The organism is Leifsonia sp. AK011, from assembly GCF_013410945.1.
Taxonomy (GTDB): domain Bacteria; phylum Actinomycetota; class Actinomycetes; order Actinomycetales; family Microbacteriaceae; genus Rhodoglobus.
In genome coordinates this window covers 2,549,136-2,571,129 of the sequence record NZ_JACCCH010000001.1, presented here as the reverse complement: position 1 = coordinate 2,571,129, position 21,994 = coordinate 2,549,136, and the positions used below count along the sequence as shown (strand labels likewise).

Sequence of the window (21,994 nt, the reverse complement as noted above, 5' to 3'; positions counted from 1 at the left end):
TCATGCCGTACGAAACGCTTCCCGCCGTCTCCGGTGGGTGGCTCGGGTTGTTCCGCGGGGCCCGTGCGCTACTCGTCGCCACTGCCGACGACTCATTCGTGGCTGGGGCCTGGGCAGCCATCGCCGACGACAGCGCGCTCCAGGCACTTCTCGACCTGCTCACCTCCAACGGCCTCGCACAGACGCCAGAGTTCGCGCTGCTCGAATGGCAGCCGGGAGCGGATGCCCGCGTGATCGTTCGCGGGCAGAGCACCCTCCTGGTAACGGATGCCACGGGCCAGACGGAGCTCTCCGGCGCTGGCGTCTCGACCTGGGTCGAACGGACCATCGCGGCGGTCAGCGCCATCGAGTTGACCGTCCCCGGTGCTGTGGCTGCGACATCCGGCTACCTCCCGCTCGTCGAGGGCGCCGTGCTGCTCGCGGGCGCACGGGTCACACTGCAACCCCAGTCCGCTCCACTGGGCGGCAGCAAGCTTGCCGCGCCGGTCACCGCCGCAGCGACTGCAACGCCTCCCAGCGCGACGCCCGCCAGTACCCCGCCCGCCCCGACCGAGTCACCGGTCGATGTCGAAGCCACGATCGTTGTCGCACCGGAGTCCGAGCCCGAGGTGCTGGAGCCCCAGGAGGGCGGCTACGACTACCTGTTCGGCGAGACGGTGTTCCGCTCGGTGGCCGAGGCCGCGGTGTCTGCTCCCGAGGAGGACGCAGCGGCGGACGACGAGCCCCTCGCGGGTGACCACGACGGTGAAACGGTGCTCACCTCGGACATCGCGGGTCTGCGGCGTGCGCGCAAGGCGCGCCCCGCCGAGTCCGTCGCGCCGCCAGCGCCGAAGCTCGTGCTCCTCGTCTCCACCACCGGCGCGCGCGAGCCGCTCAGCGAGCCGATCCTCGTCGGCAGGAGCCCCAGCGTGAGCAAGGTCTCCGGCGGTGCGCTCCCGCGACTGCTCGCGCTCGGCAGCATCGACCAGGACATCTCGCGCAATCACGCCCAGTTCACCCTCGAGGGTGACACTGTCGTCGTGACCGACCTCCACTCCAAGAACGGAACGGTCATCGTGCTGCCCGGCAAAGAACCCCAGACACTCCGAGCCGGCGAGCCGACGTCCGTGCTCGTCGGAACGGTCGTCGACCTTGGCGGCGGAATCACGCTGACGGTCGAGGAAGACCAGTGAGGCGCTCGGCGTCCACCCCTCCCGACCTGCCCGGGTACAGCTTCGTCAAGCTCCTCGGGTCGGGTGGCTTCTCCGATGTGTTCCTCTACGACCAGGCACTGCCCAAGCGTCGAGTCGCCGTCAAGGTACTCCTGACCGAGGAGCTGACTGCGGCGAATCGGGCGGCGTTCGTTGCCGAGGCCAACCTCATGGCCCAGCTCTCCGCGCATCCGTACATCGTGACGATCTACCAGGCCGACGTTGCCAGCGACGACCGGCCGTACTTCGTCATGGAGTATTGCTCGGGGCCGAGCCTCGCCGAGCGCTACAAGCGTGAGGCGTTCGGTGTGGCCGATGCCCTTCGCACGGGGGTCCGGCTGTCGAGTGCGGTCGCGACGGCGCACGGCGCTGGCATCCTTCATCGCGATATCAAGCCGGCCAACGTCCTCAGCAACGACTACGGCTGGCCAGCGCTGACCGACTTCGGGATCTCCTCCGCGGTCGACGACGACGCGCTGGCCTCGCACACGACGACCCTTGCGGATGCCCTTGCCGACACCGCATCGAGCGGCACGAGCCCGTCCATCGGTATGTCGGTGCCGTGGTCGCCGCCAGAGATGTTCGAGGACGACCCCAGCCCCGACGTCCGTTCCGACGTGTTCTCGCTCGCCGCCACGATCTACACGATCCTCGCCGGCCAGTCGCCCTTCGAAGTGCGCGGCCGGTCGAACGGGACCCTCGATCTGATTGGCCGAATCGAGCGCGGGGCGATCACGCCCATGTCGCGCGACGACGTACCGCGTTCCCTGCTTGCTGTACTGCAGAAGGGCATGTCGTCTGACCCAGCCGACCGGTTCGCCACTGCTGTCGACTTCGCCCGTGCACTGCAGCGGGTCGAGATGGAACTCGGCTACACCCCGACCTCCATCGAGGTACCCAACCTTCTGGTCGACGCTCCCGAGAAGTCGGGTGGCCCGGATGACGCAGACGAGACCCGCGCCCGGGGTGTTGCGACCATCAACGCCCAGCCCGCAGTGCCAACCCCACCTCCGCCGCCTTCCACGGACGACGCCACCCTCCTGCGCGAGGCGCCGAGCATCGTGGCCCAGCCGCAGCACACGCCGCCCGTCGACCCAGCGGCCAGCGAGCCCATCGGCGAAACCGTTGTTCGTCCCCGCATCATCGGCTCTCCGGCGCCGGATGAGCAGGCCACCGAGCCGCAGCCATCCGGTCGTTCCAAGGTCGTCGGCTGGGTGATTGCAGCCGTCGCCGCAGTCATCGCCGTTGCCGTGATCGTAAGCATCGTCGTGATGGGAGGACCGACGGCCCCCGTCTCCGAGACCGCTGGCGCCAGTCAGGCACCCGTCGTGATCGAGAGCGTTCCGACGCCGACTCTCGTGGGTGCCACGGCCGACGGTGCGACGCTGACCTTCACCGTCGATAACCCCGATCCGGTCGACGGCGATGTCGTCGTGTGGCGCGTGAGCAACCGAACGGAGGGGGAGCCCCTGCACCGTGCGGAGGGGACCTCGTTCCAGGTCACCGATTATGCGGAGGGTTCAACGCTGTGTGTCGAGGTGAGCATCCTGCGGGCCGGCAAGACCTCCGCTAACCCCCTTGAGGAGTGCTACCCGGCATGAACCCGTTGAAGATCGAGTTCTGCGGCGAGTGGTACGACATCGCCTCGCCCAACGATTTCCACATCGGGCGCGAGTCCGACCTGGTCATCGACGACAACCCGTACTTGCATCGCCGGTTCCTGCGGATCTACGAGGACTTCGGGATGTGGTGGCTCGCGAACGTGGGAACGCTGCTGTCTGCCACCGTGACCGATTCGAGCGGCCAGGTGCAGGCGTGGCTTGCGCCCGGTGCTCGCCTGCCGATCGTCTTCCCGCAGATGCAGGTGCTGTTCAGTGCCGGCTCGACGACCTACGAATTCACGATCCACTCCGACAACGACTACTACTCCACGGCGGCAGCGGCAGGGGTGGGCGGCGGAGAAACGACGATCTCACCGGTCGCGCTCACGACGACCCAGCGCCTGCTGATCGTCTCACTCGCCGAGAACGTTCTTCGACAGGATTCGCCCGGTCGCGGCGAGATCCCCAGCTCCACGGATGCAGCAGCGCGCCTTCACTGGTCGATGACGACGTTCAATCGCAAGCTCGACAACGTCTGCGACAAGCTCGACAAGACGGGTGTTCAGGGTCTGCGCGGCGGCAAGTCCAACCTCGCCACGAATCGCCGACAACGCCTCGTGGAGTACGCGGTGGCCACCCGCCTCGTGAGCAAGGATGATCTCTACCTGCTCGATCGCAACGATTCCGAACACCGGGCGGAGCTCGCGACAGCCGCCGAGGATGGGTAGTCCTCCCCATCGCGACGGACTAGCGTAAAAGCATCCGCGTATAAGATTTTGACGAATCCCCACCACTCGATGAGCGTGGGATCGGGAACACCAACGCGGGAGCACTTGAGTGAATGCGCTGACCGGATGGGTCAAAACTCGCAAGACGACCGCATCTGCACTCGTGATCGCGGTCATCGTCGGCGTGCCGCTCACCGTTGCCGCCCTTCATCCCGGGTTCCCCGTCTCGGATGTCGACCTCACCTCGCGTGATGTCTGGGTCACCAACGGTGAGCAGTTGCTCGGCGGGCGACTCAACCGCCAGATCGACGAGTTGAACGGCTCGGTCATCGCCTCAAGCGCCAACTTCGATGTTCGGCAGGACGGCGACACCCTGTTCCTCATCGACCCCGACGCTGGCCGAGTCGAGTCGGTCAACCCGGCGTCAACCGAGGTCACGTCCGCAATCGACGTTCCCGTCGGATCCGAGGTGACCTACGGCGGCGACACGATTGCCATCGTCGATCCCGATGGCAACCTGTGGGCCATCCCGTCGGTGGGTGACCTCGTCTTCAACTACGTGTCGAACCCTCCGCTCATCGAGCTGGGCCCGGATGCCCACGCCGTGGTCACGCGCGAGGGGGCCGTCATCGCGGTCTCGCAGCGGGACAAGAAGCTGTACCGCATCGCCGACCTCGCGAGCGTGCCCGAGCAGAAGGACTTCCCCGCCGTGGGTGAGTTCCAGCTCGCCGCCGTGGGGGAGACCGCCGTCGTCTTCGACCAGTCGACGAACGAGATCATCACCCAGGGCGGTGCTGCCTACGGCCTCGGTGAGGAGCAGGGCCTTCGCCTCCAGCAGACCGGTCCGGACTCCCCTTCAGTGATCGTAGCGACCGCGGATTCGCTGGTCAGGGTCTCTCTCGCTTCTGGCGCGACCGAGGTCATCTCCGCGGAGTTCGACAGCGACGCCACGAGCGCGGATGGCGTCGCTGCTCCCGTCAACCAGGAGGGATGCGCGCATGGCGCCTGGGCGAGCGCCCAGAAGTACCTCCTGTCGTGCGAGGGGCAGGACCCCGTTGCACTCGACATCGAGGAGCCGACCGAGGGTGGCGTGCTCGAGTTCCGCGTCAACCGCACGGTTATCGCGCTCAACGACCTGACCAACGGCAACTCGTGGCTCATGAACGAAAACATGCGGCTCGTCGACAACTGGGACGACGTGATTCCGCCGGAGGAGGAGGAATCCGAGGAGGTCGGCGAGGAGGAGTCATCCATCCAGTCCTTCGAGGACACCCTCGCCGAGCGCACGGACACCAACCGGCCCCCGACCGCCCAGGACGACCAGTTCGGTATCCGGCCCGGCCGCACGACCGTGCTCTCCGTGCTCGACAACGATTCGGACCCCGACGGGGATGTCCTCGTCATCTCGAACTACGACGCGATTTCGGAGTCCACCGGACGACTCGACCCGATCGATGGGTCGCGCGCTCTCCAGTTCACTCCGGCCGAGGGATTCGTGGGCACGATCGCTTTCAACTACACCGTCGACGACGGACGCGGGGGTACCGCGTCGGCGAATGTCTCCGCGAGGGTCGTTCCCGACGGGGTCAACGAACAGCCGTACTCCGTGCGCAATCCCGGTGTGAGCGTCGAGGCGAACCAGACGATCAATTACAACGTGCTCACCGATTGGCGCGACCCGGATGGCGACGACCTCTACCTGGTCGGGGCTTCGCCGAAGTCGGGTGACCTCGTTCGGTTCACCCCCGATGGCTTCATCACGTTCACTCACCAGACCTCGGAGCTGGGCGAGAAGGAAGTGCAGTTCCAGGTCACCGACGGCACGGGAGCACCCGCCGTCGGTACCCTCAAGGTGCAGGTCGAGCCCGCTGGCTCCCTCAATCCCGTGGGCACCCCGGACTTCGAGACCGTGTTCGTCAACGAGTCGGTAGTGATCAAGCCGCTCGCCAACGACCTCTCTCCCTCTGGCGCGCAACTCCTCCTCGTGGGCATGGATGATCCGGCCGCTGGTGCCGCCGCATCGTTCAGTACCGACCGCGAGATCATCACGTTCACCGCGGATGCACCCGGCGTCTACTACATGAAATACACGCTGCAGGCCGGAGCGAACACGAGCGTGGGGATCGTGAGAGTCGACGTTCTCGAGAGGCCGGAGAACACGAACCCGCCGCCGGTCGCGGTCAAAGACACGGCGTATCTGCGCAGCGATGAGCCCGTGACGGTGTCGGTGCTGTCGAACGACGTCAGCCCGACGGGCAAGATCCTTGCCGTCCAGTCGATCGATGTGCCAGCCGAGGCCGCAGCGAAGGGCCTCGTGGTCGAACTCCTCGAGTCGACCCTCGTGCGCATCACATCGACCTCGGCGCTCACTGAACAGGTGAACTTCACCTACACGATCTCGGATGGCGTCGCGACTGCAACAGCGGGAGTGACGGTCGTACCCGTTCCAGCGCTGACGCGTCACCAGCCGCCCGTCGCGGCGAATGACACGGCGACCGTGCGGGTGGGTGACATCGCCACGATCGACGTGCTCGACAACGATTTCCACCCGGACAGCACCACGATGTTCCTCGATGACGAGCTCATCACTGAGCCCGAGGATGGTCTCGCTTTCATCTCGCGCGACGAGCTCCGGTTCCAGGCCCCCACGACGCCGGGGGAGTACCACGCCGACTACCGCGTCCTCGATTCGTTCGGGGAGACCGCCGCGGCCACGGTGACTTTCACGGTGACCCCGCTCGACGAGGACGCGAACCAGGATCCCGCGCCCGAGCCGCTCGTCGGTCGCGTTCTCGCTGGCGGCTCGATCCGCGTCGACATTCCGCTGCAGGGCATCGACCCCGACGGCGACTCGACCCAGCTCCTCAAGTTCCCCACCAACCCGTCGCTCGGCTCGATCGCCGAGCAGGGTACCGATTACTTCATCTACGAGGCATCCACCGCCGGTGCCGGAACCGACACGTTCAGCTACCAGGTCTACGACGCCTTCGGCGCCACCGGGCAGTCCACCATCAAGATCGCGGTCATCCCCGAGCCAGACGAGCTGCAGCCACCCACCGCGGTGCCCGACAGTGTCTCCGTTCGCCCCGACCGCATCGCCCAGGTCGACCTGATGGCGAATGACTCGGACCCGCAGGGTGCTCCCATCAAGGTCTCACCTGAGCTCCTCGATGTGCCGGACGGTATCGAGGCCGAAGTCGTGAAGGAGCGCTACCTGGTGCTCACCGCCCCGGCCGACGAGCAGTCGTTCTCGCTGCGGTACGAGCTCACGAACAATCGCGGTGGCTCCTCGATTGGTTATGTGCTCGTGCAGGTCACGCCGGATGCGCCGCTCCTGCCGCCCTCGGCTGACGACCTCGCGATCGCCCGCAAGGACATCGCGGGAGAGAAATCCATCACTGTCGACGTCTTCGACGGATTCGCCTTCAACCCCGGGGGCAAGACCGAGGACCTGGTACTCACCGCCGAGGGTCCGAACGCGGGGGCAGCGGAGGTTCTCGAGCAGAACGGCAGGATCGAGGTGACCCCGGGCGCGACGCGCCAGGCGATTGCCTACCGGGTCACCAATACAGAAGACGAGCTGAGCGCGATGGCGTTCATCCTCGTTCCTGCTGCGGTGAGCGATACGTTCGATGATCCTCCGCAGATCGATCCCGATCTTCCTGTCCAGTACGTGGCGATGAACGAGACGAAGGAGTGGAACCTCGAGGACATCCTCGACGTGCCATCAGGGCGTGACGCCAGCATCTACGACAAGAGTTCGGTGAGCGGCGTGCAGGGCAACGGAGCCTCGAGCTACGTCGATGAGGACACCATCACGTTCACGCCTGCGCTCGACTACCGGGGTCCGGCTGCCATCAACTTCACGGTGTCGGATGGCGACTCGGCCGACGACCCGAAGGGCAACACCGCCTCGCTCACGCTGCCCATCATCGTCGGCGATCCGGAGTTCAAAGACACGCCTCCGGAGTTCACGACACCGAACGTGCAGGTCGAGATCGGCGAGACCACAACGATCGACCTGAGGAGTTCCACCGCCCACCCGAACCCGCAGATCCTCCAGGAGGTCGGCTATTCCGACATCCGCCCATCGAGTTCGGATCTGTCGGCGAACCTCAGCGGATCCCAGCTGTCGCTGAGCCTGCCGCGCACCACACCCAAGGGCACCACCTTCACTGTCGCAGTCACCCTCCGCTGGGGTAGTTTCACTGTCCCGGGAACGATCAATGTGACGGCGGTCGGCTCGACGCGTCCGCTGCCTGTTGCTGTCACCGACGAACTCGAGTCCGCACGCCCGGTGAGCGCCTTCACTGTGAACCCGCTGGCCAACGATTCCAACCCTTACCAGACGAGCGGCGAGCCGCTTCGGATCGTGGATGCGACGATCACGAGCGCCGGCAATGTCGGCTCCGTCTCGTTCACCGACAACGCGATCAAGATCACGCCGGCCTCGAGTCCGCCCTACTTCGTCATCGAGATCACCTACACGATCGAGGACGCCACGAAGGATCCGGACCGGCGGGTGAACGGCCTCGTTCGCTTCACCGTGACGGACGTTCCGGATGCGGCATCCAAACCCGATCGCGAGGGCGGATCGGCCATCGGCGACGACCAGAGTGCGACGATCCGATTCTCCGCCCCGGCGTCGAACGGCAAGGACATCTCGAGCTACGACGTGCGCACCGTGCAGACCAATGCGGTCACGTCGGGATGCACGGCGGGCCAGGCCTGCACGATCGGTGGCCTGACCAACGGCACCGCGTACACGTTCCAGGTGCGCGCGATCAATGCGAACGGGGCCGGCCAGTGGTCCGTGCCGAGCGACCAGATCACCCCGTACGGCACGCCCAACGCTCCGGTCCCGTCGGTGTCCGTCACCGATCCGTGGGCACCGGGGGGAGAAATCCAGGCCTCCTGGCCGGCGGTCGCGGGTACGGGCGGCGAGACCACCTACTACTGGACGGCATCCAACGGTGTGACCGGCACAACGAACGGCACCAGCACGGGCCCGATCGGTAACCTCGGCGGAGGCAGCTACACGGTGTCGGTGCGGGCCGTGAACTCGGGCGGCAAATCGAGCGGCGACGGCACCTCGAATGCCGGGGTCATCACGGCCCAGAGCCCTCCGGATACTCCCACGATCACTGCGGCAAACGCCTCCGGTCCCTACGCTGGCAGCAGTATCACGTGGACCTGGAGTGCGGTCACGGCCAACCCCGGCGGTTCGGCGAACCTCTCCTACGACGTGCGACTCAACGGCGGCGGGTGGACCAACGTCGGCTCCGTAACCTCCTACACCTGGAGTAATCGACCAGCGGGCAACTACACGCTCGAGGTGCGCGGAACGAACAAGGCGGGCCCCGGCGGTTCGAGTCCGGGTTCCACCGTGACGATCCAACCGACGCCTCCGCCCCCGAGCAACGCGACGGTGTCCGTCAACGGGGCGTGCCTGCTCAATTCGACGAACTTCTACAACTACACCGACAGCTGTTCGGGCACGCTGAACGCCGGTGATCCCATCCAGGCCGCGTGCCGCGGTGTGCGTAACGGCGTGTGGTGGTTCTACCTGAGCAGCGTCAACAACGGTGGCGGAATGTTCATCAAGGTCGGCGACACCAACCAGCCCCTCGGAATCGTGGGTGAATGCTGATGCGCGAGTCAACACTCGATAAGGAAGAGAGAGCATGCCAGTAACTCAGGAGCAGGCAACGTGGTTCGCTGACGCGTTCCAGAAGCTGGTCGCCAACATCGACAAGGCGATCGTGGGCAAGGATCACGTCATCCGTCTCGTGCTAACCGCACTCATCTCTGACGGCCACGTGCTTCTCGAGGACTACCCAGGCACCGGCAAGACCGTGCTCGCCAAGGCCCTCGCCAACACGATCGACGGCACCAACTCTCGCATCCAGTTCACGCCGGACCTCCTACCGTCGGATGTCACGGGCGTGCAGATCTACGACCAGGGCAAGGGCAAGTTCCAGTTCCACCCCGGCCCGATCTTCGCCTCGGTGGTGCTGGCCGACGAGATCAACCGGGCCAGCCCCAAGACGCAGAGCGCGTTGCTCGAGGTGATGGAGGAGGGCATCGTCACCGTCGATGGCGAGAGCCACTCCGTCGGCGCGCCCTTCCTCGTCATCGCGACACAGAACCCCGTCGAGCAGGCTGGTACCTACAAGCTGCCGGAGGCCCAGCTCGACCGGTTCCTCATCAAGACGTCGCTCGGATACCCCGACACCAAGACCGCCGTGGCGCTCCTGATGGATTCGGGCACGCGTGCCCGTGCATCCCTCGTGTCTCCCATCATCAAGTCCGAGTCGATCGTCGCCATGGCCGACCTCGCGGCCGAGGTCTTCGTCGACGAGTCAGTCATGCAATACCTGAGCGACATCGTCGACGCGACTCGGAGAAACAAGGACGTCATGCTCGGCGTGAGCATGCGCGGCGCCATGGCACTGGCCCGGGCGATCAAGACGTGGGCCATCACCATGGGGCGCACCTATGCGACTCCCGATGATGTGCGCGAGCTCGCACCGTACGTTCTCGGCCATCGTCTACTGCTCGACCCGGAGTCGGAGTTCGCCGGCGTCAAGGCGAACGATGTGATCCAGCGCATCCTGGTGGACATCGAGCCTCCCGCCTACCGCGCCGCGTAGTCCATGACCACCGCGACCAACCGCACGACCTCCCTGCCCGCGCCCCTTGCGGCCGCGGGGCGCAGTGTCGCGCGCGCCGGTCGCGTGGTGTGGGGGCTCGTTGGCCCCGTGGTCAGGGCGGTCTGGCGCATCCTCGGTCCGATCCTTGCGGTCGTCACTCCGGTCGGGTGGCTCGTGCTTGTTGTCGCCGCGGTCTCCCTCGGCTTGAGTTTCGCATTCGGATGGCAGGAGTTCACCTACCTCGGCACCGTGCTGTTGGCGGCCTTCGTGCTCGGCACCGTGTTCCTGTTCGGCCGTGCCTCCTACGGTGTCGACATCGAGCTCAACCCCCGAAGAGTGGTCGTTGGCGACCGTGCCATGGGCCGGATGGTCGTGACCAACGTCGGGCAGCGGGCGCTACCCCCCACGCGGATGGAACTCCCGGTGGGGGCTGGCATCGCCGAGTTCCAACTCCCCGCGATGAAGCCCAAGGACGAGCAGGAGGAGCTCTTCGCCGTCCCCACGAACAAGCGAGCGGTCATCGTCGCCGGCCCGGCGGAGTCGGTCAGGGGTGACCAGATCGGCATGCTTCGGAGGGCGCTGAAGTGGGCAGACCCAGTCGACCTGTTCGTGCATCCCCGGACGGTTCGCCTCGCCCCCTCTGCGGCCGGCCTCGTTCGGGACCTCGAGGGCCAGGTCTCGAAGAAGATCACCAACAACGACATCGCCTTCCACGCCCTGCGGCCCTACGTTCCCGGGGATGATCGCCGCAACGTTCACTGGCGCACGTCCGCCCGCATCGGCCAGCTCATGGTGCGCCAGTTCGAGGAGACCCGCCGGTCGCAGCTGACCATCATCCATGCCACGCGAGATGACCTCTACGCCTCCGACGAGGAGTTCGAGCTGGCGATCTCGGTGACCGCCTCGATCGCGGCCCAGGTCATCCGCGACGGAACGCAGATGAACATCGTGAGCGAGAGCGGGGTCTGGAAGACCCCCACGGTGACCTCGATGCTCGACGCATCCTGTCGGGTCGACCCGGTAGGACGAATCTTCCCGAGCGTGCGGGCATTCGCGAGGGAGCGGACCAAGCGTCTCGCGAACCCCTCCGTCGTGATGATCGTCGGCGGGTCCAGGATGTCGACGCAGGACTACCGCAGCGTGCAATCGCTCTTCGGCCAGGACACCAGCAAGGTCGCGTTCCACGTCGAGCTCGGAGCACAGGCGAAGCTCGGTTCGATCGCCGGCCTCACCGTCATCACCGTGGGTTCCCTGGAGGACCTGCCGAGTCTCGTGAGGGGGCTCCAGCAGTGAGCGAACGCCAGGCCGAGACGCTGCGGGACACGGGGCAGGGGCTACGACTGCCCTCCGGTCGCACGTGGGCGGACATCGCCGTGCTCCTCGTGCTCGCGCTCCTCGGCGTTATCGGATTCGAGCCGTCGTTCGGCGGTTACGGCTTTCTTGTCGCCGGTCTTGGAGGGCTCGTGCTCGGCGCGGCGACGGGCATCCTCGCCTCGGTATTCCGGCTCGGAGCCATCACGACGGCGCTCGGCGCGATCGTGCTGTACTTCCTCATCGGTACGCCCCTCGCGGTGCCTGCGCAGGCCGTCTTCGTGGTGTTCCCGAGCCTCCAGTCGCTCGCCAGTATCGCGATCGGCACGGTCTACGGCTGGGCGGACATCGTCACACTGAGCACGCCGATCGGTGCGCCACAGTACATCGCCGTCGTGCCGTATTTCGCCGCGTGGATTGTCGCGCTGGTGTCCACGACCCTCGCCACACGATGGCTCTCGGCCCGACCCCGCACCGCGTGGCGCTTCGGTGTCGCGCTCATCGCGCCCGTCGCGCTGTACCTCGCGGGGATCCTGATCGGCACCGACGAGCCCTATCAGGCGGGCATGAGAGGGATCGTCTTCGGCGTGCTCGCCCTCGTCTGGCTCGGGTGGCGTCGGCAGGGACTCTCCGTTGCGCAGGAGGGCGCTGCGCGGCTCCGTCGCCGCAAGCTCGCTGGTACCGCCGCGATAGTGGCGGGGGCGGTGCTTCTCGGGGGTGCTGCCGGATTCTGGGCCGCGCCAGCGAACGACCAGCGCTTCGTCCTGCGCGAAGAGATCGATCCGCCCTTCGATCCGCTCGACTACCCGAGCCCTCTCTCCGGCTTCCGTCATTACACGAAGCAGGTCACCGACGACGTGCTGTTCACCGTCGAGGGTCTTCAGGTGGGCGACGTCATCCGCGTCGCAACCCTCGACAGCTTCACCGGCAAGCTCTGGAATGTCACCGGGCCGGAGTCGAGCGCCGACGGATCCGGATCGTTTGCTCTCGTGGGCCGCGATTTGCCAGCACCCGCGTTCATCACCCCCACCGAGCGCGACAACATCACGTTCACGATCGCCGACTACGACGACGTATGGATCCCCTCGGTCGGATACGCGACCGATCTCGACTTCACGGATGGCGCGGCAGCGAGCCAGACCGACAGCCTCCGCTACAACGCACTCACGGGCACTGCGGTACTCACCACCGGCCTCACGGCAGGGGACCGCTACACGATCGACGCGGAGGCCCAGGAGGTGCTCACTCCCGAGGACCTGCGGGATGCGGAGATCGCACCGGTCGAGCTGCCGCCCATCGAGGGGTCGCCCGACATCGTCACGGTGCGCGCGCAGGAGTTCGCCGGGTCATCCGAGAGCCCCATTGCGCAACTCGAGGCGATTCGTGTTGCACTCGTCGACACGGGCTTCCTGAGTCACGGGCGCGCGTCCGACGCCGTGCCCTCTCGCGCCGGCCATGGTGCCGACCGCATCACGGAGCTCTTTGAGCGCAACCAGATGGTGGGCGACCAGGAGCAGTACGCGTCGGCGTTCGCGCTCATGGCGCGCAGTCTCGGCTATCCCGCTCGAGTCGTGATGGGTTTCGCTCCGGACATCGCGGAAGGTCAGGCATCGGTCGACGTGACGGGCGACGACGTGACCGCGTGGGTCGAGGTGGCTTTCGAGGGCGTGGGGTGGGTCGCCTTCAACCCGACTCCGGACGAGACAGACATCCCTCAAGACCAGGTGCCGAAGCCGCAGAGCGAGCCACAGCCGCAGGTGCGACAGCCGCCGCGCGCCGACAACGACGACGAGAAGCTGCTCTCCCCGGTGGAACTCGAGGAGACCGAGGACGACGACAACGGGCTGGAGTTCATCATCCCCGGCTGGGTGTACGTGCTCGCGCTCAGTGTGCTCATTCCTGCAGCCCTGTTCTTCATCCCGCTGCTCATCATCGGAGCGATCAAGGCCCGTCGCTCGCGCCGTCGGCGCGGGGCGCCGGAGGGCCATGACCAGGTGGCGGGTGCGTGGGAGGAGCTCACCGACCAGTACTCGGAGCTCGGATTCACCGTCCCGCAACGCCTGACCAGGCCCCTTGTCGCCGCCCAGCTCGAGCAGCAGTTGCATGTCGAGGAGCTGCCCCGCCTTCGCAGTCTCGCAGCGACGACGGATGAGGCGGTCTTCTCCGGTCACCCCGTCGATGAATCCACGGCCGAACAGGTCTGGACCGAGGCTCTCGCCGCAGTGGCTGTGGCGAAATCCACGCTCTCGGGCTGGCGGAGGCTCGTCAGTCGATTCCGCATCCGTTCAGCGCGGGAGTGGGTCGCTCGACTCGGCTCTCCGCGGGCAGGCAGGTAAGGGGCCCATGAAACTCAAACTCACTCTGCAGCGACCCTCGGGGCCGGACACCGACGTCGTCATCACCACGGATGCAGCCGCGACTGTTGGCGAGGTCGCATCCGTTCTTTCGACCATCGGATCCCAGAGTTCCCCCCAGCCCGCCACTGCAGCAACCCTTCGCATTGTCGATCCCGTCGGCTCGGCGCACGCCGTTCTCGAGCCCGAGGTCGCTCTGGGGGAGGCCGCGGTGGGGTCGGGCGCAACGGTCGCCGTGGTACCGCCGGGATCCACCGCACCCGCGAAGCTCGACAACGTCGCCGTCCTCACCGTGATCGAGGGCCCCGACACCGGTGCGAGTTTCGCGCTGCCTCTCGGCACGCGTTACCTCGGACGCGACGCGTCGCTGTCGGATGTCACGCTCACCGACCCGCTCGTCTCCAAGCGTCACGCCCGCCTCGACGTGTTCAGCCAGGCTGTGCGATTCGTCGACCTGAATTCCGCCAACGGGCTCGAGGTCGATGGTGGCCTCGTCACGCGCGTCGACCTCGACAACGGGGCGACCGTGCGCGTGGGAGACACCGTTCTGCGCGCGGACATCGCCCCGACCGAGGCGCCGTCCGTGCTCGTCAATGACGGGCCTGTGGCCTTCAACCGCTCGCCCCGTGTCGACGCCCGCTACCCGGGCGAGAAGTTCGTCGCGCCCCTCCTGCCGAGCGAGGAGGACAAGGCGCCCTTCCCGTGGCTCGTTCTCGCTGCACCGCTGATTCTCGGCCCCGTGATGTTCATGGTGACGGGCCAGCTCACCTCTCTCATCTTCATCGCGATGTCCCCGCTTCTCGTGGCGGGCAACTTCCTCGCACAGCGCGCTACCAAGAAGCGCAAGAAGAAGCTCGACGGCGAGAAGTTCGACACGCGGTTCGACGACCTCTCCGAGACCCTCGCTCGCGAGCGCGACCGTGAGCGCACGGTTCGTCAGGCGGAGACCCCGTCGACGAGGGAGGTCTACGACGACGCGATGCGCCTCGGCCCGCTGCTGTGGACCCGGCGGCCTGAGCACTGGCAGTTTCTTTCGCTGAACCTCGGCCGTGGCATCCTGCCCTCCCGCAATTCCGTGACCATCAGCGGCGAGGAGTCGGCCCTGCCCGAGTATCTCGTGCGGCTGCGCGAGCTCGTCGAGAGCTACGAGGAGATCGACGAGGTTCCTGTCGTCGAGAACCTGTACTTCGCCGGTGCCCTTGGGGTCGTCGGACGCCAGGATGTCGCGGCAGACCTTGCACGCGGGCTCATCGTTCAGGCGACCGGCCTGCACTCCCCGGCAGAACTCGTTATCGCGTCGATCGTCAGCCCGGCCTGGACGCCCGAGTTCGAGTGGCTCAAGTGGTTGCCCCACACCGGATCGGTGCAGAGCCCCATCACGGGCACGCATCTCGCCAACAGCTCGGCCACGGGTGCAGCGCTCCTCTCGGCGCTCGAGGAGATCGTGGCCAGCCGCACGGCGAGGGCCAAGTCGGAGAAGCGCGGGGCGGCCTCGCTCAAGACTTCCGCGATCGTGGCGGGCGCCAGCGCGGGGGAGAAGGGGGCAGCGACCGAGCCGCCGCCCACACCCACTCCCGCGATTCTCGTGATCATCTCCGACGACGCGCCCGTCGACAAGGCGCGGCTCGTGCAGATGGCCGAAGCCGCGGCCGATGTCGGCATCTTCCCCCTCTGGGTGTCGTCGAAGGTCGAGAATCTGCCTGCCGTCGCACGCACGTTCGTGACGACCGAGGGGCCCGAGTCGACCGAGGTCGGCTTCGTGCGGCTCGGGTCGCAGAGGGTGTCCGTCGTCGCCGATCATGTCACTCGCGCGGAGGCGCTCGCCTTCGGCCGTCGCCTCGCGCCGGTGTTTGATGCTGGTGCCGTGCTCGTGGACTCGAGCGACCTGCCGCGCACGGTGTCGATGCTCTCGCTCGTCGGCAGTGACCTCGCCGATGACCCGCAGGTTGCCGTCGAACGGTGGACCCAGAACGATTCCATTCACGTGCGCTCGGGCATTCCGGCTCCGCGGCGCGCTGGTCGCCTTCGTGCGATCGTCGGGCAGTCCGGTGTGGATGCCATGCATCTCGATCTCCGGAGCCAGGGCCCGCACGCCCTCGTCGGCGGCACGACCGGTGCGGGCAAGAGCGAGTTCCTCCAAGCCTGGGTCCTGGGAATGGCGGCGGAGTCGAGCCCCGACCGCGTCACCTTTCTCTTCGTGGACTACAAGGGCGGGTCGGCGTTCGCCGATTGCGTGAACCTCCCGCACTGCGTCGGCCTCGTGACCGACCTCTCTCCGCACCTCGTGCGCCGAGCGCTCACCTCGCTCAAGGCCGAGCTTCGCTACCGTGAGCATCTCTTCAACCGTAAGAAGGTCAAGGACCTCATCGAGTTCGAGAAGACCGGCGACCCCGAAGCGCCGCCAGCACTCGTGCTCGTGATTGACGAGTTCGCCGCTCTCGCCAAAGAGGTACCGGAGTTCGTTGACGGCGTCGTGGACATCGCCCAGCGTGGACGCTCGCTGGGCATCCACCTCATCATGGCCACCCAACGGCCGGCTGGTGTCATCAAGGACAACCTGCGTGCCAACACCAACCTGCGCATTGCGCTGCGCATGGCCGATGAGTCGGACTCGATGGATGTCGTGGGCGACAAGGTCGCGGCAGGCTTCGACCCCGGCATCCCGGGCAGGGCCATCGCGAAGACCGGTCCGGGGCGTCTGACATCGTTCCAGTCCGCGTATGCGGGTGGCTGGACCACCGACGAGCCGGTTGCGCCCTCGATCGAGGTAGCCGCACTGCGGTTCGGCGTCGAGATCGCGTTCGAGTCATCGGAGGGGACGAAGACGGATGCCCCGACCGACCAGGGGCCCACCGACCAGACGCGCCTGGTCAAGACCCTTATCGCGGCCGCGAACGCCGCAAAGATCCCCCTGCCGCGGCGACCGTGGCTCGACGAGCTCGCCTCTGCCTTCGACGTCACCAAGTTGCGCCAGCGCACCGACACCGAACTGGTTCTCGGCGTCAGCGACATCCCCGAGGAACAGCGCCAGGATGTCGTGGTGTTCCGCCCGGACACCGACGGTCATCTGGCTGTCTACGGCACGGGAGGGTCCGGCAAGACCGTCACCATGCGCACCCTCGCGTCGGTGGCCGGCATCACTCCGCGCGGCGGGCCCGTGAATGTGTACGCTCTCGACTTCGCCGGCAACGGACTGAGGATGCTCGAGAGTCTGCCGCACGTCGGTGCGGTGATCCCGGCCGATGACACCGAGCGAGTCATCCGTCTGCTGCGCACCCTCCGCGACGAGCTCTCGAGCAGGTCCGAGCGCTACGCGGCCGTCAACGCGTCGACGATTACGGAATACCGGGCGCTCGCGGGCAAGCCGGAGGAGCCGCGCATCCTCCTGCTCGTGGACGGCTTCCCCGCCTTCAGAACGGATTTCGAGGCCACCAGCGCCACGTCCCCCTGGTACGCGGTCTTCCTCGACCTGCTCACCGAGGGGCGCCAGGTCGGCATCCACGTCGCCATCACTGCCGACCGGCCAGGGAGCATCTCGACGTCGGTGAGCTCAGCGATCCAGAAGCGCGTCGTGCTTCGCATGGCGGATGACACGAGCTACGCGATCCTCGATGCGCCGAAAGACGTGCTCGACAGCACGTCACCTCCCGGCCGTGCGGTCATCGACGGCCTCGAAACCCAGATCGCCATCGTCGGTGGCAGCCCGAACACCGTTGACCAGTCCACGGCCACGGCCGCGCTCGGTGAAGCCATCGCTCGAACCGGCCGTGCGCCCGCGCCGGCGGTCGGCTCCCTGCCCAAGGAGTTCGCGGCATCGAGCCTGCCCGCTTCGTTCGGCGGAAAGCCCGTTCTGGGCATCTCGGATCTTGATCTCGGGCCCGTCAGTTTCGATCCGGTCGGTGTGTTCCTCCTTGGCGGCCCGCCTGCCAGTGGTCGGTCGAATGCCCTGAGATGGATGGTCGAGAGTGCGGGCCGTGCGGGCAGCACTGAGGCGTACTACCTGGGCAATCCCCGGTCCGAGCTGGGGGCGGCGGCGGGCTGGACCACGGTCGCGCGCACCCTCGATGAAGTCAACGAACTCGCGCGCACCCTGTCTGCCCGGGTGGCAGACGCCGCCGACGAGCCGCGCATCGTCATCGTCGTCGAGGGGATCGGGGATTTCCTCTCCTCCGCCGCGGACAGCGCTCTCGTCGAGCTGATCAAGGCTGTCAAGAGGTCGAATCACTTCCTCATCGCCGAAGCAGAGACCGCCGCGTGGAACTCGTCGTGGCCACTCCTCGCGGAGGTCAAAGCGGCGAGAACGGGCCTGTTGCTGCAACCGGAGACCATGGAGGGCGACATGGTGCTGCGGACCGCGTTCCCGCGAGTGTCACGCTCCGACTTCCCGCCAGGCAGGGGATTCTTCGTCGCGCGGGGCAAGGCTCTTCGCGTCCAGCTGCCCCTCGCTGAAGGGTAGTCGAATTCGATGGGGAGTGCTCCCCATCGACAGAGGAAAACTCGGCAACTAGATTCACAACTACAACCGAAGCCGTGCACACCGTGCGGAGAAACCTAAGGGGAATGCCATGAGCAACATCAACGTCAGCTACGACAGCATCAACAACGCCGCAGGCCGCCTCGAGCAGGGCCGCGACGATCTCACGACCAAGATGCAGGAGCTCAACACCCTCATCAACCAGCTCGTGGGAGACGGCTTCGTCACGTCACAGGCCTCCGGCGCGTACCAGGCCGCCTTCGAGAACTACTCGAACGGCGCCAAGCAGACCATCGAGGGTCTCACGGGGCTCTCCAACTTCCTGCGCAAGACCGCGCAGACCCTCCAGGAGACCGACCAGGCAATCGCGTCCTCCATCCAGTAGAACTCGCGACCACCGAGTGGGATCGCTCGACTAGAAGGTAGAAGGGACCGTCAGCCATGTCAGGTGATCTGAACATCTCCGGGGAGTTGCTTCGCGGGGCAGCAGGGAGCCTCACCGATCTGGTCGGCTCGATGCCTCAACACTCCATCGTCGATCTGAGCGGATGCGGCAGCCCCGCGGTCGCGCGGGCTGCGGCCGACTTCGACCTCTGGGTCGTGCTCACTGGTCGCATCGCGTCGGAGCGCATTCAGGGACTGTCGGGCGACGCGTCTCTCGCGGCCGATGAGGCCGACGAGTTGGATGCGGCCCTCGCTGCAGGAACGGAAGGCTGATCGTGGCTGAGCCATGGACCGATGACAACCCGGGGTCGGTGGAGCTCGGATGCATGACCAACGCGACCTCAGCGCTGACGACGGCCTCGACGAGCTACTGGGACGCGCAGGAGGCCCTCGGCGCGATCGCGACGAGCGTCGCAGCGTGGACGGGGCTGGCGGCCGACGCATGGCGCGAGGCGAACACCGCTCTTGCCGCTGATCTGACCGCGTCCCGCGACCGCATTCTTGAGGGAAAGAGTGCGATCAGTGCCTATCACTCGACGACGCTGAGCATCAGCAACCGCGCGGCCACCGCGAAGGGCGCTCTCGCCGATGCTCTCGATGTGTACACGGTGGCGCAGCCCAACCAGCTCACGGACCCCGAGGGTTTCGAGCGCTGGCAGAACAACCGCTACATGGCCCAGTACCAGGCGCAGGATGCCCGGGACGAGATCTACCGTCTGGCTCTGGAACGAGCGGCAGCCGACGATGACGCGATCCGCGCACTGTCAGCTGCACTGCCCGACAACTGGACGGACACCGTGGCCGCGCTCGCGAGCGTGGGGATCACTGGCGTTGGTGACCTGACTCGAGGTCTGAACAAAGAGGCGCTTCTCGAACTCGCCCAGCGGATCGCTGCGGGCGGAGCGGACCCGGCGGACTACGACGCTCTCGCGCTCATGCTCGGCATGTACGAGAACAACGAGAGCGTGATGTCGGACTTCTACCTCGCGCTCGGTGGCGAGGACACGGTCAACCTCATCGAGGCGATCGGTGACTGGGGTGCGAACGATCCGTCCGTGGCAGCGGCAGCGCTCGCGCTCGCCGTGCTCACGAGGTCCGGCCTGTCGACCGGTTCGCGCAACTGGACACAGCCCGTGGCCGACGAGTTCGCAGACAGCATGTTCGACGTTGGACAGGACAAGGGCGATTCGATCGCCTACCTGTTCAGCGATGTCGTCGATTCGCCGCTCGGCCTCACTCTCGCCATCGCCGCAGCAAACGAGATCGACGAGTTCGAGCGCGTGAATGGCTTCCAGTGGCTGATGGACGAGACTGGCGGTGGTCTCTGGCTGGGGCTCCAGGAGTTCGGCAACGACGGAAACCGCATGTCGGATGCCTCTGGGCCGATCTTCTCGACGCTCGGACAGTACCCCGATGCAGCCTTCGAGTGGCTCACGGATGGCGGCACGGGTGACGACCGCGTCGACTACTGGTACCACGACCGCTACGACAACATGTACTGGCTTGACCAGAACAACGCCGACATCCCCTGGTACATCACGCACGACGGATTCCAGGGTGTCGCCGACCTCTGGTTCGGCAGCCAACAGGCTTCCGGCGGTCCAGTCAACGGTGGTGATGGGGCCGCGACCCCGGAGGATGTCGCGATTCTTGACGGTCGGATCATGCGGGCCCTCATCACCAGCGAGCTGTTCCTGCCCGAGAACATCAGCGATGCCGCGAGCGCGTCTCTGGCGGCAGGATTCGTCGTCAACATCGCGGGGCTCACCGAGTACACGATCATGGGGAACGGCCCACAGGGCCTGCTCTCGGGCGCGACGCAACTCGAGAACGGGGAGTGGGTGCCAGTGCTCACCGAGAAGGAGCTCGCGGTGTTCCTTGCTCGGTCTGGGAGCCACGAGAGTGGAGCGGCGGTTCTCAGCTTCGGAGTCTCGTCGTACCAGGAGACGTTGCTCAACATGGCGATGTCCAGTGGCAACACCGCCGACATCGACCGTGCTCTTGATCGCATGGTGGCCCTGCAGGCCGCGGTGGAGGCCGCAACTCAGGGGCAGTTGATTGAGAATGCCGAGGGCAGTGACGCGGATCGAGAGGCGGCCGTCTCAGCTATCACGCTTGTGCTGGGCGCGGTGCCTGTTCCGATGTTGGGCGACGCCGTGGGGGGAGCGGCAGGGTTCGTCCTCAGCTGGGCCCAGGGCGTGGCTACCGGCGCTGTGCTGGATATGGGGTCAACGGCCGTCTCCGATCTCTGGGCATCTCAGACCGAGCAGGCTCTCGCGCAGTTCGACGAGAACAGGGAGGGGACTCTCCAGGACTCCATTCGAACGACAATCGCACAGTCGATCTACCAGTACTTCAGCGAGGTCGACCCGAGCTACATCGCCGGTATCGACCCACCGAGCGGCGACCTGCTCGATTGGTATAACAGCGATGGCACCGGTGCCGCTCTGCAGGATGCCCTCGAGGCCTGGACGAATTCCGGACAACCGGACAGTGCCTTCGACGACAACATCATTGACACACTGGCCCAGCAGTACGACGACAAGCTCGGCAATTGGGCGGATCATGTCGTCAAGTACGATGGCGTCGTGAAGTATGAGGACCAGTGGTGAGAAAGCCCGTGAAAGCTCTCGTTGCGGGCGTGACGGCTGTCGCCGTACTCATGCTCACGGCCTGCGACCCGTCGGGTGGTGCGCCCACGGAGATTGCCACACCAACCATTAACTGGCAGCCCTCGGAACCCACCGGAGGGCTCTACGACGATCCTTACGTAGAGGTCGCCCTCGCAGCATCCCTGGGATTCGTGCTCGCCAACAATGTGGCTGACTACACGATCTCGCAGCTGACGGAGACCACGACGGCTGAGCGTATCGAGGCGGTGTACAGGGCGCATATCTCTGATCGCGGCGAGGACAACAGCGATCCCCTCGTCTACCCGGGTCCTCTCCCTCAGATACCGATCTCGGTTACCGAAAACGATGAGGGCGGCGCCGATGTTTTGATGTGCGCCGTTTCGGGCCAGTGGTATGTGTCGGAGGACCACCCCGAAGCGACCACTGAGGGCGTCGAACCACTGAGTATCACGCTCGTCGTGATCGATGACGACGGCACTCTGAAACTCGATGATGTGCGCGGCGGAGAGGGCGGATGCGATGCGGATGACATCGCGCTTGGGTACTTCGATCCCCAGCCGTCTCTCGAGAGTAAGACCGTCCGGGCTCCCCTCAGCGCCGACTGAC

The 21,994-nt window shown here is 66.3% G+C and carries 12 protein-coding genes; all 12 read left to right on the top strand.

Annotated features, from left to right (window positions below):
• Positions 1–2 precede the first annotated feature (2 nt).
• Entirely contained in the window at positions 3–1,172 is a 1,170-nt protein-coding gene (locus HDC94_RS12535) for an FHA domain-containing protein (RefSeq protein WP_179498059.1), read from the top strand.
• Positions 1,169–2,791, top strand: a complete 1,623-nt coding sequence (locus HDC94_RS12530; protein ID WP_179498057.1) for a serine/threonine-protein kinase — start codon at positions 1,169–1,171, stop codon at positions 2,789–2,791. The genes HDC94_RS12535 and HDC94_RS12530 overlap by 4 nt, the downstream gene beginning before the upstream one ends.
• A complete protein-coding gene (locus HDC94_RS12525; RefSeq protein ID WP_179498056.1) occupies positions 2,788–3,519 on the top strand; it encodes a hypothetical protein in 732 nt (243 codons plus the stop codon). Before HDC94_RS12530 ends, HDC94_RS12525 begins: the two co-directional genes overlap by 4 nt.
• A gap of 109 nt (positions 3,520–3,628) precedes the next feature.
• Positions 3,629–9,169, top strand: coding sequence for an Ig-like domain-containing protein (locus tag HDC94_RS12520; RefSeq protein ID WP_179498054.1), 5,541 nt, complete (start codon positions 3,629–3,631; stop codon positions 9,167–9,169).
• A 34-nt stretch (positions 9,170–9,203) separates the two neighbouring features.
• Positions 9,204–10,172 (top strand): MoxR family ATPase, encoded by a 969-nt coding sequence (locus HDC94_RS12515; RefSeq protein WP_179498053.1) that lies wholly within the window; start codon positions 9,204–9,206, stop codon positions 10,170–10,172.
• A 3-nt stretch (positions 10,173–10,175) separates the two neighbouring features.
• Positions 10,176–11,465: a DUF58 domain-containing protein gene (locus tag HDC94_RS12510; protein ID WP_179498051.1), complete on the top strand. Its 1,290-nt coding sequence runs from the start codon at positions 10,176–10,178 to the stop codon at positions 11,463–11,465.
• Positions 11,462–13,819, top strand: a complete 2,358-nt coding sequence (locus HDC94_RS12505) for a transglutaminase domain-containing protein (RefSeq protein WP_179498049.1) — start codon at positions 11,462–11,464, stop codon at positions 13,817–13,819. The genes HDC94_RS12510 and HDC94_RS12505 overlap by 4 nt, the downstream gene beginning before the upstream one ends.
• A 7-nt stretch (positions 13,820–13,826) precedes the next feature.
• The gene (locus tag HDC94_RS12500) at positions 13,827–18,293 is read left to right on the top strand and encodes an FtsK/SpoIIIE domain-containing protein (protein WP_179498048.1); all 4,467 of its coding nucleotides are present in this window, start codon (positions 13,827–13,829) and stop codon (positions 18,291–18,293) included.
• Between the two features lie 109 nt (positions 18,294–18,402).
• Positions 18,403–18,696, top strand: a complete 294-nt coding sequence (locus tag HDC94_RS12495; protein ID WP_179498047.1) for a WXG100 family type VII secretion target — start codon at positions 18,403–18,405, stop codon at positions 18,694–18,696.
• Between the two features lie 56 nt (positions 18,697–18,752).
• On the top strand, positions 18,753–19,028 hold the full coding sequence (locus HDC94_RS12490) for a hypothetical protein (RefSeq protein WP_179498046.1): 276 nt from the start codon (positions 18,753–18,755) through the stop codon (positions 19,026–19,028).
• A 2-nt stretch (positions 19,029–19,030) separates the two neighbouring features.
• Complete coding sequence (locus HDC94_RS12485) at positions 19,031–21,367, top strand: hypothetical protein (RefSeq protein WP_179498045.1); 2,337 nt, start codon at positions 19,031–19,033, stop codon at positions 21,365–21,367.
• Entirely contained in the window at positions 21,364–21,993 is a 630-nt protein-coding gene (locus HDC94_RS12480) for a hypothetical protein (protein ID WP_179498044.1), read from the top strand. Before HDC94_RS12485 ends, HDC94_RS12480 begins: the two co-directional genes overlap by 4 nt.
• Position 21,994 lies beyond the last annotated feature (1 nt).

Excerpts from the sequence above, each read along its gene's own strand:
- HDC94_RS12535 (WP_179498059.1), top strand. The coding sequence starts at position 3 with ATGCCGTACGAAACGCTTCCCGCCGTCTCCGGTGGGTGGCTCGGGTTG.
- HDC94_RS12525 (WP_179498056.1), top strand. The coding sequence starts at position 2,788 with ATGAACCCGTTGAAGATCGAGTTCTGCGGCGAGTGGTACGACATCGCC.
- HDC94_RS12515 (WP_179498053.1), top strand. The coding sequence starts at position 9,204 with ATGCCAGTAACTCAGGAGCAGGCAACGTGGTTCGCTGACGCGTTCCAG.
- HDC94_RS12510 (WP_179498051.1), top strand. The coding sequence starts at position 10,176 with ATGACCACCGCGACCAACCGCACGACCTCCCTGCCCGCGCCCCTTGCG.
- HDC94_RS12500 (WP_179498048.1), top strand. The coding sequence starts at position 13,827 with ATGAAACTCAAACTCACTCTGCAGCGACCCTCGGGGCCGGACACCGAC.
- HDC94_RS12495 (WP_179498047.1), top strand. The coding sequence starts at position 18,403 with ATGAGCAACATCAACGTCAGCTACGACAGCATCAACAACGCCGCAGGC.
- HDC94_RS12490 (WP_179498046.1), top strand. The coding sequence starts at position 18,753 with ATGTCAGGTGATCTGAACATCTCCGGGGAGTTGCTTCGCGGGGCAGCA.